We start from the raw sequence: 14,760 nt of genomic DNA on the forward strand, positions 1-14,760 counted from the left end.
GCAGGGCTAGGTCAAGCGGTGGACCAAAGGTCGTCGGCAGATTGCGGCATCGCAGCCTGTTTCCCTTTTGTTCACATTCTGCTGGCATCAGGGTCCGAGACGCCGATAGAGTGGAGACCATGAGAGAAACGATTCGCATCGTCGGCATCGATCCGGGCCTGAGACGTACCGGCTGGGGTATCGTGGAGTCGCTCGGAAACTCGCTTCGCTTCGTGGCGTCGGGCACCGTGAGGTCGGACGACAAGGCTGCACTCGCATCCCGGCTATGCCAGCTTCACGATGGGCTCGCCGAAGTGCTGCACGCCCATATGCCCGACGAGGCGGCGGTGGAGGCGACCTTCGTGAACAAGGATGCGTCGGCGACGCTGAAGCTCGGCCAGGCCCGCGGCGTCGCCATGCTGGTGCCGGCCCGCGCCGGGCTCGCGGTCGCGGAATATGCGCCGAACGCCGTGAAGAAGGCGGTGATCGGCGTCGGCCATGGCGACAAGAAGCAGATCCACATGATGGTGAAGGTTCTCCTGCCGAAATCGGCTTTCGACACGGATGATGCGGCCGATGCCCTGGCCATCGCCATCTGCCATGCCCATCACAGGCAGAGTGTTCCGGCCAGGCTTGCGGCGCTCGCCGGGTGAGTGAGAAAGCGACGGGCGGCTTCGAAGGGGCACCGGCCGGGGATGGAGAGGCCCCTGTTCTTGACTTGTTCCGGGTGCCGGGATAAGCGGCCTTAACTGTGGGAAATCATCTCCAGCATATCAGGCGGCATTTTTTCGACGGATAGTATCGAGTTCCTTGTCGGCGCGTCGGAATGCCTCTCTGTCCGGCAATCCCCACGAGTTGTTTTCCGGCATCACAGCAGCGGATAGGGATCCATGATCGGTAAGCTGAAAGGGACGCTCGACGAGATCGGCGAAGACTATTGCGTGGTCGACGTGCATGGCGTCGGTTACGTCGCCTACTGCTCGGCGCGAACGCTGGCTGCCCTGCCGGGGCCGGGAGAGGCCGTGATCCTCTTCATCGAAACTTTCGTGCGCGAGGATATGATCCGTCTCTACGGTTTCCAGTCGACCCTGGAGCGCGAATGGTTCCGGTTGCTGCAGAGCAATGTCCAGGGCGTCGGGGCGAAGGTGGCGCTGGCGGTCCTGTCGACGCTTTCGCCGCCCGATCTCGCCAATGCGATCGCCCTGCGCGACATCGCCATGGTTTCGCGCGCGCCGGGGGTCGGCAAGAAGGTCGCAGAGCGCATCGTCACCGAGCTCAAGAACAAGGCGCCTGCTTTCGCCGGCTCCGCCGCGGGCACGATCGGACTGAAGCAGGAACTGGGAGAGGGCGTGGCGCCGGCGCCGGTCGCCGACGCGGTTTCAGCCCTGACCAATCTCGGCTATTCGCGCGACATCGCGGCAAATGCGATCGCCGCGGCGATGAAGTCGGCCGGAGAGGACGCCGACTCGGCCAGGCTGATACGGCTCGGACTGAAGGAACTGGCGCGGTGACAGGGAGGAAACGCGGCGTCCCGATGAAGCTCCCGTTTGCAACGGTATGGCATTCTTACTAGATTCCTGCGGTAGGAAACGGCGACGGAAGTAAGAAATGGGTGCGTTCACGACGATGACGTCCAAGGGGCAACTGACCATCCCCAAAGCGGTGAGGGACGCCTTGAAGCTGGGGCCGGGCACCAAGTTCTTCGTGACAGTCAGGGACGGCCAAGTCGTGGCATCGCCGAAGAACAGGCAGGTCAAAGACCTTGCGGGCATGCTCGGCAGGCCGCCTTCCGGTGAGGTGCTGTCGGTCGAGCAGATGAATGAGGCTGTCAGGGGAATTGCAGGCGAAGAGGACGAACGCATTACGCGGCAGTGGCGGGACGGTCGCAAATGATCGGAGTCGACACGAATGTGCTGGTTCGTTTTCTCGTCGTCGACGATCCGGTCCAGAACGAGTTGGCGCGTGCGTTTTTCGCTGCACGCAGTTCGGAAGACCCGGCGTTCGTAAGTGCCGTCACGCTCGCCGAAACCATATGGGTCCTGAACAGGCGGCTGAACTACCCTTTGGTACAGGTGATGGCGGCCTTGCGCGAGATGCTCGCCAGCGAAGAGATCAGCATCGAACATGCCGAAGGACTCGGGCGGCTCCTGCATGATGAGGATACCCCCGAAACCGACATCGGCGACTATCTCATCAGTTGGGCAGGCATTGCCGCCGGTTGCTCGTCGACGGTCACATTCGATCGCCGGGCAGCGAGTTTCGTCCCAGCTCTGGAGCTTCTCGCGTGAGCTCACCAAGCCGGCTCATCTCTTCCGACAAGCGTGGCGAGGACGCTGATGCGTCGATGCGTCCGCAATCGCTAGACGAATTCGTCGGGCAGGCGGCGGCGCGCGCCAACCTCAAGGTCTTCGTCGAGGCTGCCAAGGGGCGTGGCGAGGCGCTCGACCACGTGCTGTTCGTCGGTCCTCCGGGACTGGGCAAGACGACGCTCGCCCAGATCATGGCGCGCGAACTCGGGGTCAATTTCCGGTCGACCTCCGGGCCGGTCATCGCCAAGGCCGGCGACCTCGCCGCGCTTCTGACCAATCTCGAAGAACGCGACGTGCTGTTCATCGACGAGATCCACCGGCTGAACCCCGCGGTGGAAGAGATCCTCTATCCGGCGATGGAGGACTACCAGCTCGACCTGATCATCGGCGAGGGGCCGGCGGCACGCTCGGTCAAGATCGATCTCGCCCGTTTCACCCTGGTCGCGGCGACGACACGGCTCGGCCTTCTCACCAATCCGCTGCGCGACCGCTTCGGCATTCCGGTGCGGCTGAACTTCTATACGGTGGAGGAGCTCGATCTGATCGTGCGTCGGGGCGCGCGCATCCTCGGCCTGCCGCTCGGCGAGGACGGCGCCCTCGAGATCGCACGGCGTGCGCGCGGCACGCCGCGCATCGCGGGTCGATTGCTGCGGCGGGTGCGCGATTTCGCGAGCGTGGCAGGCGCTGCCCATGTGACGCGCACCATCGCCGACGAGGCGCTGTCCCGGCTCGAGGTCGACGCATTGGGTCTCGACCAGCTCGATCGGCGTTACCTCTCCATGATCGCCATGAATTTCGGCGGCGGGCCGGTCGGCATCGAGACGATCGCAGCGGGGCTCGCCGAGCCGCGTGACGCCATCGAGGACATCATCGAGCCTTATCTGATCCAGCAGGGTTTCATCAACCGGACGCCCCGCGGCAGGGTGCTGACCGCCAATGCCTGGAGGCATCTGGGCCTCGAAATGCCCCGCGAAGTCGCCCAACAGCAGATCAACCTGTTCCAGGAAGAGGACTGATTGAAACCGGGCCGACACGGCCCGGTTTCGCTGGTCGCCCGCCCGGAACTCCCGTCATTTCAGATCGCGCACAACCTGCATGACGTCGGGTTCCGCCTTCCGGCCTCCGAACTCGTCGACGATGCCGAAGGCGCCGCCATAGGACCAGACCGACCAGCCATATCCTCGCGCTTCCGCCCGCTCGACCATATCCCCGACATAGGCGGCGCGCGATGCGGCGGGCATGACGGCGTCGCTTCCGTATTCCTGGCGGATCATGCCGAACTCGCCGAGGATGATGTCCTGCGGTTCGACCCCATGCTCGCCGGCCCAGGCCGCGACAGTTTCGAAGGGCTGGCTGAGCGCGGCATCGAGCCTGGCCGCAGTGTCCAGCTTGGCGAACTCCTCGTCGAGATAGGCGAGCATTCCGCCTCGCCGCGTCAGGGGCGCGTCGGTGCGGATGCGCCGGCGGATGTTCTCGAGGATCCGGTCACGCTCGTCTTCCTTCAGCTCATGCGGCGGATAGGGGATGCCGGTAACGTAGCGGATGAAGTCGCCGGCCCAGGTCGCGCCCTGGTGGGTGAGGAGGAAGGGCGCGTAGGAATGGAACGACCAGATGATGTTGTCGTCGGGAAAGTCGGACGGGTCGAGTGCGGCGAGCCCCTCCGCGCTGCCCCAGCAGCCACCTTCCAGAATGAGCGTTAGCCTGGTGGCCGAGGCGCGGGCGGCGGCGAAGAGCTTTTTGAGACGATCCGGCCACAGCCCTGCTGCGGGTCCCTCGCAGTCGATCACCGGTTCGTTCATGAGCTCCAGCGCGAGCCGGCTCGGATCCTCCCTGGCCAATGCCCGCGCCATCTGCCTGACGAGCTCGACATAGCGGGCGAACAAGTCCGGGTCGTCCATCACCTGCTTCATGCCGACCGAGCGGTCGTCGCCGGCGGGTATCAGATGAAGGTCGACGATGACCTTCAGACCGGCCTTCTGGACAAGCCGCGCCGCGGTGACGACCTCCTCGAAAAGCCTGTCCCGCAGCCGGCCGGTCGTGCCGGAGAGGAAGGGCGCGGGATCGACCGGCATGCGGACGAAATCGAAACCGGCTTTCCTCAGCGCTTTCAGCTCGGGGTCGCCGACCGTGCGTCGCCATTCCGGGAAGGGCAGGAGAACGTCGCTCTCGCCCCAGCGGCTTTCGCCCGGCCAGGTCGTCCAGATGTCGAGGTTGATCCCGCGTTTCACGGAAAAGCTCGCCGCGCCAGCGGGCAGCGTGATCCAGGCGAGCGCCAGGATCGCTGCAAAGCAGTTCTTGATCATAAACGCCATCGATGCCATCCGGTTCGGTAGGAGCGCCGCGCGCGGTCGGCGCGCAACGGAAGCTGCAGCATTCTGGAACTGAGCGTCCTGCCGTCCGAGGGTCGCGGGCGACTTTGCGGATGGCGGGATCGGTAGCCGGATTGGTGTCAGTTCGGGGACGAAAAGGAAAGCACGATGGCGGAGCATGGTGAATCCGAAGTACTGACGGCCGGCCTCTCGGGGACGCTGACCCCCTTCGGACATCGAATCATGGCGCGCGTCTATTACGCCGACACGGACTTCTCCGGCGTCGTCTATCATGCTCGCTATCTCGAATTCCTGGAACGCGGCCGTTCCGACTTCCTGCGGCTCGCCGGCGTCCACCACACCGAGCTCGCCGAGGGCAAGCACGGCGAAAGCCTGGTCTGGGTGGTGAAGCGCATGGAGATCGACTTCAGGAGTCCCGCTCGCATCGACGATATCCTCACGATCGACACGCGCACGGAAAAAGTATCGGGCGCCCGCATCTTCATGGCGCAGCAAATCCGGCGTGGCGACGATCTCCTGATCGAGGCGCGGGTCGAGGCAGCGATCATCGGCGAGCACGGTCGGCCCCGCCGTTTTCCGAAGGAGTGGGTCGGAGCGTTCATGCCCTCAGAGGCCGACTGAGCGCGCCGCCGCGTTTGTCCGTGCCGGTTTGGGCCGTTTCCGATCAGAGCGCTTTCCGGCCGATCGGGTGCGGCAACTCGGCGGTTCCCGAAGCGGGAATCCCTCACATCATCGTGCAGTGCAACGCACTGGTCCTAACCCATCCTTAACCTTAACGGTTCATGAAAGGATCGGTGAAGGTCGGGCGGATTTCCACGCGCCTTCCTTTCACCAAATTTCGCCCCGAAAAGGCCGGCAATGGCGCATTTGGGGTGCTTCCGGAGGCTTCGCGCTCACGGACCAGGGGATGATGCGCAAGGGCGCGCGGTGAGCGAAAGCCCGGAACCTTAAGGAACTCGTTGAATGGAAAATCTCTCTCTCGCCGAGCCGGGCGCGGCAGTGTCCATCTGGGCCTTGTTCTGGCAGGCCGGGTGGGTCGTGAAGCTGGTCATGCTCGGCCTGCTGGCTGCCTCGATCTGGACCTGGGCGATCATCGTGGACAAGATCATCTCCTTCAAGCGCATGCGCAGCGCGCTCAATCGCTTCGAGCAGGTGTTCTGGTCGGGGCAGTCGCTGGAAGAGCTCTACCGCACGCTGTCGGAGCGCAAGACCACCGGCATGGGTGCGATCTTCGTGGCCGCCATGCGCGAGTGGAAGAAGAGTTTCGAGAAGGGCGCCAAGTCGCCGCTCGCCCTGCAGACCCGCATCGACAAGGCCATGGATCTTGCGCTCACCCGCGAGATGGAAGGCCTGGAGGGCCGACTGGGCTTCCTGGCCACAATCGGGTCAGCCGCGCCCTTCATCGGCCTTTTCGGTACGGTCGTCGGCATCATGACCTCGTTCCAGGCGATCGCCGGCTCCAAGTCGACCAACCTGGCCGTGGTGGCGCCGGGCATCGCGGAGGCGCTGCTTGCAACGGCGATCGGCCTGCTGGCGGCCATTCCCGCGGTCATTGCCTACAACAAGCTGTCATCGGATGCCGGCAAGCTGGCGCTCAGGATGGAGGGCTTCGCGGACGAGTTCTCCGCCATACTCTCGCGCCAAATCGATGAAAAAGTCGCGGCCAAGGTCTGAGGGTAAGCAGGATGGGAATGTCGATCGGACAGACCGGCGGCCGGGGCGGCCGCGGCCATAGGCGGCGCGGCCGGCACCACAGCCTCGTGTCCGAAATCAACGTCACGCCCCTGGTGGACGTGATGCTGGTGCTGCTGATCATCTTCATGGTGGCGGCGCCCATGCTGACCGTCGGCGTCCCCATCGACCTGCCTGAGACCCAGGCCAAGGCGATGAATTCCGATACCCAGCCGATCACCGTCTCGGTCAACCAGGGCGGCCAGATCTATCTGCAGGAGACGGAGATCGGGCTGGAGGAAGTGGTCCCCAAGCTCGAGGCGATCGCCAAGACCGGCTATGAGGAACGCATCTATGTGCGCGGCGACAAGACCGCCGACTACGGCACGGTGATGCAGGTGATGGCGCGCATCTCCGCCGCCGGGTACCGCAATCTCGGCCTCGTGACCCTGCAGGAACGGGAAACCCAGTAGCGGCATGAAGGCTGGCCTAACCACCTCGGTCATACTGCACGCGGCGGTGCTCGGCTTCGGCCTGGTGTCGCTGTCGTCGCCGCGCGCCTTCGAGGTCGCCGACGTCGAGGCGCTGCCGGTCGACATCGTGCCGATCGAATCGATCACCCAGATCCAGCAAGGCGACAAGAAGGCGCCGGCCAAGGAGAAGCCGTCGCCGGTTCCGACCTCCAAGCCCGACATCGTGGAGAACGCGCAGAAGGTCGGCGAAAACACCATCGATACGGACAAGCCGCCGACGCCCGAGGCAAAGCCGAAACCGGTCGAGGCCGCCGCCGCCGCGGCGCCTTCTCCCGAGCCGGCTCCGCGCCCGATCGAGGACAAGAAGCCGGAGCCGGTGAAGCAGCCGGAGCCGAAACCCGAGCCGGTGCCGGCGACGGAGGTGACGCCGCAGCCCCAGCCCAAGCAGGAAGTCAACCCTGATCCCGCCCCCGAGACGGCGGTGACGGAGACCGCCCAGGCCGAGGCGGTGAAGCTGCCCGACAATGCGCCGTCGCCAGAGGCGCGCCCGCAGCCACCCCAGGCCCAGACCGCCAAGGCGCCTGAGCGGAAGGATGCGGAAAAGCCGGCCAAGCAGCAGGCCAACAAGCCGAAATCGGAAGAGAAGGAATTCAACGCGGACGAGGTCGCGGCTCTCCTGAACAAGGAGAAGGCAGCGGGCGGCGGCGCCAAACGCTCGACGCAGCAAGCCTCGCTCGGCGGCGAAAAGAACACCGGCGGAACCAAGCTTTCACAGAGCGAGATGGACGCGCTGCGCGGCCAGGTGCAGCGCTGCTGGAGCGTTCCGGCCGGCGCGATGGGCGGCGACTCGCTGAAGGTTTCGGTCAAGTTCAAGCTCGACCGTTCCGGGGCGCTCGAAGGCAGTCCGGAAATCATCGGCGGGGGTGGAGCCGACGGCGTGCAGCGTGCCGCAGCCGAGGCGGCGCGGCGCGCGGTCGTGCGTTGTTCGCCCTACACGCTCCCCGCCGACAAGTACGATGCATGGGCGGATGTGATCGTCAATTTCGATCCGAGCGAAATGTTCTGATCCTCCGCCCCAAGGAGCAACGAGGCTTTTGCGAATGAAACAACTGATGAAGACCCTTCTTGTCCTGGGCGCGCTGGCCTGCGGCGTGACGTCCTTCGCCATGTCGCCGGCCCATGCGCTGGTGGAGATCGACATCAACAAGGGCAATGTGGAGCCGCTGCCGATCGCCATCAGCGATTTTGTGTCCCAGGACGGGGCCGGCGCCGAGATCGCCGCGGTGGTGGCGGCCGACCTCAAGCGCTCGGGCCTGTTCGCGCCGATCGACAAAGGCGCCTTCATCGAGAAGATAACCGATCCCGACGCCGCACCGCGTTTCGACGACTGGAAGGTGATCAATGCTCAAGCGCTGGTCGTCGGACGCGTGACGCAGGAGGCAGACGGGCGGCTGCGCGCGGAGGTGCGGTTGTGGGATACGTTCGCCGGCCAGCAACTGATCGGCCAGCAGTTCTTCGCCAACAAGGCCAACTGGCGTCGTGTCGCCCATATCATCGCCGATGCGATCTATGAGCGCCTGACCGGCGAGAAGGGATATTTCGACACCCGCGTCGTGTTCGTCGACGAATCCGGCCCGAAGAACCAGCGCAGGAAGCGGCTCGCCATCATGGACCAGGACGGCGCCGGCATCCGCTACCTTTCGGACGGCCGGACGATCGCGCTCACGCCGCGCTTCTCGCCGAGCCGGCAGGAAATCACATATATGTCCTATGAAAGCGGGCAGCCGCAGGTCTACCTGCTGCAGATCGAGACCGGTCAGCGCGAATTGGTCGGCAACTTCCCCGGCATGACCTTCGCTCCACGTTTCTCGCCCGACGGCCAGAAGGTGATCATGAGCCTGCTCCGGGACGACGGCAATTCCAACATCTTCGCCATGGATCTGCGCAGCCGAACGACCACCAGGCTCACCAATTCCAATTCGATCGATACGTCTCCGTCCTATTCGCCCGACGGCAGCCAGATCGTCTTCACCTCGGATCGTGGAGGCCGGGCGCAGATCTATGTGATGGGTGCGGACGGGTCCGGCCAGAAGCGCATCTCCTATGGCGACGGCACCTATTCGACACCGGTGTGGTCGCCGCGGGGCGACCTGATCGCCTTCACCAGGCAGTCGGGCGGCGAGTTCCAGATCGGCGTCATGAAGACCGACGGGTCGGGCGAACGCATCCTGTCGAGCGGTTTCCAGCAGGAGGGGCCGACCTGGGCGCCGAACGGTCGCGTGCTGATGTTCTTCCGCGAGGCGGCTGGCTCCGGTGGGCCGCGGCTCTATTCGATCGACTTGACCGGTCGCAACGAGCAGGCGATTCCGACGTCCAATTTCGCCTCCGACCCGGCCTGGTCCCCATTGCTCGAATAGCGTCCGGCCGGAGGCCAAGCTCGCGTGAAAAGGGCCGGAAACGGCCCTTTTTCATGTATCGGCCGCGTTTTGGCCGTATTTCGGCCTAGGGTCCGCGCGCAATGTCGGGGCGGACGGGACAGCGACCGCCGGACCGGGGACGGAAGCCGGCAATAGATATTTAACCCTGTTCGTTGGGTGTCCGTTAACCGCAACGTGGTTACTGGACGATCAACGAAACTACTCGAATTTGCGAAGGAGAGGCGGGATGCGCCGCATCGCAGCATATACCATGAATCCGATCGTCCTGGCTCTGGTGGCAACCCTGGCCGTAGCCGGCTGCGCCTCGAAGAAGACGCCGAACAGCGCCGCCGACCTCGGCCTCGGCGCGGCGACCCCGGGTTCGGCGCAGGACTTCACCGTCAATGTCGGCGACCGCATCTTCTTCGACACGGACTCCTCGGTGATCCGCGCGGACGCACAGCAGACGCTGTCCAAGCAGGCTCAGTGGCTCAACCAGTATGGCAACTACGCCATCACAGTGGAAGGCCATGCCGACGAGCGCGGCACGCGCGAATACAACCTCGCGCTCGGCGCCCGCCGCGCCGCCGCGGCCCGCGACTTCCTGGTCGCGCGCGGCGTGAAGGCCAATCGGATCCGCACCATCTCCTATGGCAAGGAACGTCCGGTGGCGGTTTGCGACGACATCTCGTGCTGGTCGCAGAACCGTCGCGCCGTGACCGTGCTGAACGGCGCGGGAAGCTGAGGCGCGGAGACCTCCCGATACGCGAAAGGCGGCCATGGTGCCGCCTTCTTCATGGCGGTCGCGGCGGCCTGGCTGAGACGCAGCCGCCGAAACAAAATTTGGCCGAAGTCTCGCATCCTGATAGAAGCAGCGCGGGCGTCCGATGCGACCGCCCGGGACCGTTATACCAGAGCGAGACAAACATGCATTTGCGATCCATCCTCAGCGGCACGCTGGCGCTGCTGCTTCTGTCGGGGGGCGTCGCGCTTTCCCAGGAAGCCCGCGCGGCCGGCGCCGGCCGGACCGTGCCGATGCCCAAGGCCGACCTGCCCGGCGTGTTCGGTGCCGGTTCGAACGAAGGTTTCCGTGTCGCCCAGGCCGGCGATCCGCGTGTCACCGCCCTCGAAGAGCAAATCCGTCAGCTGAGCGGAACGATCGAGGAGCTCAACTTCCAAATCTTGCAGATGCAGGAACAGATGCGCAAGATGCAGGAAGACAACGAGTTCCGCTTCCAGGAACTCGAAAAAAAGAGGTCCGACGCCAGTGGCGGCTCCGGGCAGTCGGTCGCGGGCTCGACCGATCCGACGACCGGCGTCGCCCAGGAGACGACGCCGAAGACCGACCGGCCGGCCAATTCGGTTGCCGGTTCGCAACCCGGCGCGAGTGCGGGCACGTCGCCGAAAACCTTCGGCACCATCGTGTTCGACGCCGACGGCAATGTGACTGGCGGCAGCGTCGGGGACCAGATCACGGCACAGCCTCCCGGTACCAGCGGCGACCAGGTTGCCGCGTTGCCGGCGACGGACGATCCGGAGGAGGTCTATCGCAACTCCTACGAATTCATCCTTTCCGGCGACTACAAGACCGCTGAGGCCGGCTTCCGCGATCACATCGCGCGCTTCCCGGGCGATCCCAAGACGGCGGACGCGCATTTCTGGCTCGGCGAAGCCTTGCTCGGCCAGCAGAAGTATCGCGATGCGGCGGAAATCTTCCTCGCCGCCAGCAAGGAATATCCGTCGTCGAAGAAGGCGCCGGAAATGCTGCTGAAGCTCGGCATGTCGCTTGCAGGCCTGAAGCAGCGCGACGTCGCCTGCGCCACCTTCAGCGAGGTCGGCAAGCGTTATCCCGGTGCTTCTGCGCAGCTCAAGGAGCGTGTGAAGCAGGAGCAGGCCCTCGCCGCCTGCTAGACCGGCGAGATGAATCCCGATGCGACCGTTTCGGTTCGAGGAATGGGCTCCGCGGGCAGATGCCCGATCTACGCCCGTTTTCCTGCCGACACCGCATCCGGCTTCATCTCGCGCCCATCCATGACGGCGGGCAGCGATAAATCGTTCGACGCCTGTTTCGGGCGGTTGGACCTGACGGGCCGGCGCGGCGTGGTTGCAGCCGTCTCGGGCGGCAGCGACTCGACCGCGCTGCTTTTCCTGCTCAAGGCCGCGCTCGAAAGCAATGCGTCCGGGACAAAGCTCCTTGCGGTCACCATCGACCACGGGCTGCGGCCGGACTCGGCCGAAGAGGCGGCGACAGTCGCCCGGCTCTGCGGGGATCACGGGATCGCGCACCAGACGCTGCGCTGGGAAGGCCCGAAGCCTAAGACCGGCGTCCAGGCAGCGGCGCGCGAGGCACGCTACCGGCTGCTCGCGCGAGCGGCGATCGCCCTGGGAACCGATGTCGTCTTCAGCGGCCACACTTCGGACGACCAGGCCGAGACGATCGCCATGCGTCGGCGACGCGGTGCGGGGCACGGCATGGCCGGCATGGCGCCAGCGACGCTCTATGACGGCAAGGTCTGGATCCTGCGACCGTTGCTCGAGACGTCGCGCGCAGCCTTGCGGGACTATCTCGACACCATGCAGATCGGCTGGATCGACGATCCGAGCAACCGCAACACAGCGTTCGAAAGGATCAGGGTCCGGCAGGGAGGGACGAGCGGGGCAGGCGACGTGCCTTCGGCCGCTGCGGCGCGGCGCGCGGTTGCGGGCCGCGCAGGCGAGTTGATCGCTTCCCATGCCTTGCTCCCAGTTCCGGGCCTCATCCGGCTTGCTCCTGCCTTTTTCACGGTCGACGATCGCGAGGCAGCGGTCCATGGCTTCAGGGTGCTGCTCGCCGTCGCCGGAGGCGTCGGGCATTTGCCCGATCTCGTCCGCGTCGGCGCCCTGTTCGAGCGCGTCGCCTCGGGTTCTCACTGTGCCACACTGTCGCGGGTGGTGGTGGAGGCGCGGCGTGCCGGCGTCTTTCTGAGGCGCGAGATGCGCGGTCTGCCGGCACCCGTGCCACTGATCCAGGGCATGATCTGGGACGGACGTTTCCGTATGGAGGCAGGCGATGCCGGCGAGGGATGCATCATCGAACCGCTCGGCCCGGAGGACGTCGGAACCGGCGAACTCACGTCGGTCGATGAGCCGAAAAGCCTTGTCCGAAAGGCGCTCGCGGCCGGTCCCGCGGTCCGATTGGCCGGCTGTGAACGGAAGATCAGCATCGCCGCCGGGCCGCTGGCTGCCGGATCTGCTCCAGAGACTCCTGCCGGAGCGGAGCGGGTTTTGGCGGCTGCGACTCCGCTGCTCGCGCCCTGGGCGCGTTTCCTGCCCTCATTCGATCTTCCCCTGGCGCGGGCCGTCGCGGCGCTGGTAGGGGCGCCGGATATTCCGGCTTCGCCTTGCGAAGGCCACAAAAAGCGGGAAATGTGAGGGTCTCGGGACCTGACGAGACCGGGGGGCGGTACCGCCGTGAATTCTCAGGAACGAACTCTTGTCCGCGGGAAAGCCTCTTAACCGAGACAAAGACTCTTAACCGAGACGCCGGGTCGCGCTTGGCAATGGCAAGCGCCCTCCCTATGTTAGCCTTGATTAGACTTGCGGACTTTCGTGTCCGAGCTTCGGACACCCAACGGGACACTCGATGAATCCGAATTATCGTAATCTTGCGCTCTGGGCGATCATTGCCGTTCTCCTGATCGCGCTTTTCAATCTGTTCCAGACACCGCAGCAGCGGGGGACTTCGCGCGAGATCGCCTATTCCGAGTTTCTTCAGGACGTGTCGAGCGGCCGCGTGAAATCGGTGACGATTGCGGGCGAGCGCATCACCGGCACCTATGTCGACAACAGTTCCGGCTTCCAGACCTATTCGCCGGGCGACACGTCGCTGGTCAACCGTCTCGAAGAGAAGAACGTCGTCATCAATGCGCGGCCCGAGACCGACGGATCGAACTCGATCTTCGGCTACCTGATCTCGTGGCTGCCGATGATCCTGATCCTGGGCGTGTGGATATTCTTCATGCGCCAGATGCAGTCGGGCTCGGGACGCGCCATGGGCTTCGGCAAGTCGAAGGCCAAGCTGCTGACCGAGGCGCATGGCCGCGTGACCTTCCAGGATGTCGCTGGTGTCGACGAGGCCAAGGAGGATCTCGAGGAGATCGTCGAATTCCTGCGTGACCCGCAGAAATTCCAGCGGCTGGGCGGCAAGATCCCGCGCGGCGTCCTGCTCGTCGGCCCTCCCGGAACCGGCAAGACGCTGCTTGCCCGGGCGATCGCCGGCGAAGCGAATGTGCCGTTCTTCACCATTTCCGGCTCGGACTTCGTAGAAATGTTCGTGGGCGTCGGTGCCAGCCGTGTCCGTGACATGTTCGACCAGGCCAAGAAGAACGCGCCCTGCATCATCTTCATTGACGAAATCGACGCAGTCGGCCGGCACCGTGGCGCAGGCCTGGGCGGCGGCAACGACGAGCGCGAGCAGACGCTCAACCAGTTGCTGGTCGAGATGGACGGCTTCGAAGCCAATGAGGGCATCATCCTGATCGCGGCCACCAACCGGCCCGACGTGCTCGACCCGGCATTGCTGCGCCCAGGCCGTTTCGATCGCCAGGTCGTGGTGCCGAATCCTGATATCAACGGCCGCGAGAAGATTCTCAAGGTCCATGTCCGAAATGTGCCGCTGGCGCCGAATGTCGACCTGAAGGTGGTGGCGCGGGGAACGCCGGGCTTCTCGGGCGCGGACCTGATGAACCTCGTCAACGAGGCGGCCCTCATGGCGGCGCGGCGCAACAAGCGCCTTGTCACGATGCAGGAGTTCGAGGACGCCAAGGACAAGGTGATGATGGGCGCCGAGCGTCGCTCGACGGCCATGACCCAGGCGGAAAAGGAACTGACGGCCTATCACGAAGCCGGCCACGCCATCCTGGCGCTCAATGTTCCGGCCGCCGACCCGCTGCACAAGGCAACCATCATCCCGCGCGGCCGCGCACTGGGCATGGTGATGCAACTGCCCGAAGGCGACCGCTATTCGATGAGCTACAAATACATGGTCTCGCGCCTGGCGATCATGATGGGCGGGCGCGTCGCCGAGGAGATGAAGTTCGGCAAGGAGAACATCACCTCGGGTGCAGCTTCGGACATCGAACAGGCGACGAAACTCGCGCGCGCAATGGTCACCCGCTGGGGATTCTCCGACAAGCTCGGCCAGGTCGCCTACGGCGAGAACCAGGAAGAAGTCTTCCTCGGCCATTCGGTCGCGCGCACGCAGAACGTCTCGGAGGAGACTGCGCAACTGATCGACGCGGAGGTGCGGCGCCTGATAGACGACGCCTACGCTTCGGCGCGCCAGATCCTTACCAAGAAGAAGAAGGAATGGATCGCGCTCGCCGAGGGCCTGCTCGAATACGAGACCCTTTCAGGCGACGAGATCAAGCAACTGCTCGCCGGCGCGAAGCCGTCACGCGATCTTGGCGACGATACGCCGACATCCCGTGGCTCGGCAGTGCCGAAGGCCGGTGCAGGTCCGCGCCGCAAGAAGGGCCCGGAGCCCGAAGGCGGAATGGAACCGCAGCCCCAGGGTTGAACTGGGCCAGCCAATCCGGTCGAA

Annotated in this window: 15 protein-coding genes; 14 read left to right on the forward strand and 1 reads right to left on the reverse strand. The window is 65.0% G+C overall.

Annotated features, from left to right (window positions below; all coding sequences use genetic code 11):
• The first annotated feature begins 119 nt into the window (after positions 1 to 119).
• From ruvC to ruvB, 5 genes are all read left to right on the forward strand, one after another.
• Positions 120 to 632 carry a crossover junction endodeoxyribonuclease RuvC gene (gene ruvC, locus JN280_RS10755; protein ID WP_202312043.1) on the forward strand — a complete coding sequence of 171 codons (513 nt, stop codon included), beginning with the start codon at positions 120 to 122 and terminating at the stop codon, positions 630 to 632.
• A gap of 237 nt (positions 633 to 869) precedes the next feature.
• Positions 870 to 1,490 carry a Holliday junction branch migration protein RuvA gene (ruvA, locus tag JN280_RS10760; RefSeq protein ID WP_202312045.1) on the forward strand — a complete coding sequence of 207 codons (621 nt, stop codon included), beginning with the start codon at positions 870 to 872 and terminating at the stop codon, positions 1,488 to 1,490.
• A 97-nt stretch (positions 1,491 to 1,587) separates the two neighbouring features.
• Complete coding sequence (locus JN280_RS10765) at positions 1,588 to 1,872, forward strand: AbrB/MazE/SpoVT family DNA-binding domain-containing protein (RefSeq protein WP_202312047.1); 285 nt, start codon at positions 1,588 to 1,590, stop codon at positions 1,870 to 1,872.
• Positions 1,869 to 2,267 (forward strand): PIN domain-containing protein, encoded by a 399-nt coding sequence (locus JN280_RS10770; protein ID WP_202312049.1) that lies wholly within the window; start codon positions 1,869 to 1,871, stop codon positions 2,265 to 2,267. Before JN280_RS10765 ends, JN280_RS10770 begins: the two co-directional genes overlap by 4 nt.
• Positions 2,264 to 3,304, forward strand: coding sequence for a Holliday junction branch migration DNA helicase RuvB (ruvB, locus tag JN280_RS10775; RefSeq protein WP_202312051.1), 1,041 nt, complete (start codon positions 2,264 to 2,266; stop codon positions 3,302 to 3,304). Before JN280_RS10770 ends, ruvB begins: the two co-directional genes overlap by 4 nt.
• Before the next feature lie 54 nt (positions 3,305 to 3,358).
• On the opposite strand, the gene JN280_RS10780 is transcribed toward ruvB, so the two are convergent.
• Entirely contained in the window at positions 3,359 to 4,609 is a 1,251-nt protein-coding gene (locus JN280_RS10780) for a glycoside hydrolase family 5 protein (protein WP_202312053.1), read from the reverse strand.
• Positions 4,610 to 4,765: 156 nt separating this feature from the next.
• Here JN280_RS10780 and ybgC point away from each other — a divergent pair, with 156 nt between their 5' ends.
• The 9 genes from ybgC to ftsH all read left to right on the forward strand — a co-directional run bounded on the left by ybgC (position 4,766) and on the right by ftsH (position 14,736).
• Positions 4,766 to 5,239, forward strand: a complete 474-nt coding sequence (gene ybgC / locus JN280_RS10785) for a tol-pal system-associated acyl-CoA thioesterase (RefSeq protein WP_202312055.1) — start codon at positions 4,766 to 4,768, stop codon at positions 5,237 to 5,239.
• A 342-nt stretch (positions 5,240 to 5,581) separates the two neighbouring features.
• Complete coding sequence (tolQ, locus tag JN280_RS10790; RefSeq protein ID WP_202312057.1) at positions 5,582 to 6,292, forward strand: protein TolQ; 711 nt, start codon at positions 5,582 to 5,584, stop codon at positions 6,290 to 6,292.
• Positions 6,293 to 6,303: 11 nt separating this feature from the next.
• Positions 6,304 to 6,762: a protein TolR gene (gene tolR, locus JN280_RS10795; RefSeq protein ID WP_202312059.1), complete on the forward strand. Its 459-nt coding sequence runs from the start codon at positions 6,304 to 6,306 to the stop codon at positions 6,760 to 6,762.
• A 4-nt stretch (positions 6,763 to 6,766) separates the two neighbouring features.
• A complete protein-coding gene (locus JN280_RS10800; protein ID WP_202312061.1) occupies positions 6,767 to 7,828 on the forward strand; it encodes a hypothetical protein in 1,062 nt (353 codons plus the stop codon).
• A 46-nt stretch (positions 7,829 to 7,874) separates the two neighbouring features.
• On the forward strand, positions 7,875 to 9,179 hold the full coding sequence (gene tolB, locus JN280_RS10805; protein WP_244743194.1) for a Tol-Pal system beta propeller repeat protein TolB: 1,305 nt from the start codon (positions 7,875 to 7,877) through the stop codon (positions 9,177 to 9,179).
• A gap of 247 nt (positions 9,180 to 9,426) precedes the next feature.
• Entirely contained in the window at positions 9,427 to 9,924 is a 498-nt protein-coding gene (pal, locus tag JN280_RS10810; RefSeq protein WP_202312065.1) for a peptidoglycan-associated lipoprotein Pal, read from the forward strand.
• 182 nt (positions 9,925 to 10,106) lie between these two features.
• Positions 10,107 to 11,090, forward strand: a complete 984-nt coding sequence (gene ybgF / locus JN280_RS10815) for a tol-pal system protein YbgF (RefSeq protein WP_202312067.1) — start codon at positions 10,107 to 10,109, stop codon at positions 11,088 to 11,090.
• 120 nt (positions 11,091 to 11,210) lie between these two features.
• The gene (gene tilS / locus JN280_RS10820) at positions 11,211 to 12,590 is read left to right on the forward strand and encodes a tRNA lysidine(34) synthetase TilS (protein WP_202312069.1); all 1,380 of its coding nucleotides are present in this window, start codon (positions 11,211 to 11,213) and stop codon (positions 12,588 to 12,590) included.
• Between the two features lie 211 nt (positions 12,591 to 12,801).
• Positions 12,802 to 14,736 (forward strand): ATP-dependent zinc metalloprotease FtsH, encoded by a 1,935-nt coding sequence (gene ftsH, locus JN280_RS10825; protein WP_202312071.1) that lies wholly within the window; start codon positions 12,802 to 12,804, stop codon positions 14,734 to 14,736.
• The last annotated feature ends 24 nt before the right edge of the window (positions 14,737 to 14,760 follow it).

Origin of the sequence: Mesorhizobium sp. L-8-10, assembly GCF_016756635.1 — a bacterium.
In the GTDB taxonomy this organism is placed as follows: domain Bacteria; phylum Pseudomonadota; class Alphaproteobacteria; order Rhizobiales; family Rhizobiaceae.

Excerpts from the sequence above, each read along its gene's own strand:
- tolQ (WP_202312057.1), top strand. The coding sequence starts at position 5,582 with ATGGAAAATCTCTCTCTCGCCGAGCCGGGCGCGGCAGTGTCCATCTGG.
- tolB (WP_244743194.1), top strand. The coding sequence starts at position 7,875 with ATGAAGACCCTTCTTGTCCTGGGCGCGCTGGCCTGCGGCGTGACGTCC.
- ftsH (WP_202312071.1), top strand. The coding sequence starts at position 12,802 with ATGAATCCGAATTATCGTAATCTTGCGCTCTGGGCGATCATTGCCGTT.
- JN280_RS10765 (WP_202312047.1), top strand. The coding sequence starts at position 1,588 with ATGGGTGCGTTCACGACGATGACGTCCAAGGGGCAACTGACCATCCCC.
- ruvC (WP_202312043.1), top strand. The coding sequence starts at position 120 with ATGAGAGAAACGATTCGCATCGTCGGCATCGATCCGGGCCTGAGACGT.
- JN280_RS10780 (WP_202312053.1), bottom strand. The coding sequence starts at position 4,609 with ATGGCATCGATGGCGTTTATGATCAAGAACTGCTTTGCAGCGATCCTG.
- ybgF (WP_202312067.1), top strand. The coding sequence starts at position 10,107 with ATGCATTTGCGATCCATCCTCAGCGGCACGCTGGCGCTGCTGCTTCTG.
- ruvA (WP_202312045.1), top strand. The coding sequence starts at position 870 with ATGATCGGTAAGCTGAAAGGGACGCTCGACGAGATCGGCGAAGACTAT.
- tilS (WP_202312069.1), top strand. The coding sequence starts at position 11,211 with ATGACGGCGGGCAGCGATAAATCGTTCGACGCCTGTTTCGGGCGGTTG.
- JN280_RS10770 (WP_202312049.1), top strand. The coding sequence starts at position 1,869 with ATGATCGGAGTCGACACGAATGTGCTGGTTCGTTTTCTCGTCGTCGAC.
- pal (WP_202312065.1), top strand. The coding sequence starts at position 9,427 with ATGCGCCGCATCGCAGCATATACCATGAATCCGATCGTCCTGGCTCTG.
- JN280_RS10800 (WP_202312061.1), top strand. The coding sequence starts at position 6,767 with ATGAAGGCTGGCCTAACCACCTCGGTCATACTGCACGCGGCGGTGCTC.
- tolR (WP_202312059.1), top strand. The coding sequence starts at position 6,304 with ATGGGAATGTCGATCGGACAGACCGGCGGCCGGGGCGGCCGCGGCCAT.
- ybgC (WP_202312055.1), top strand. The coding sequence starts at position 4,766 with ATGGCGGAGCATGGTGAATCCGAAGTACTGACGGCCGGCCTCTCGGGG.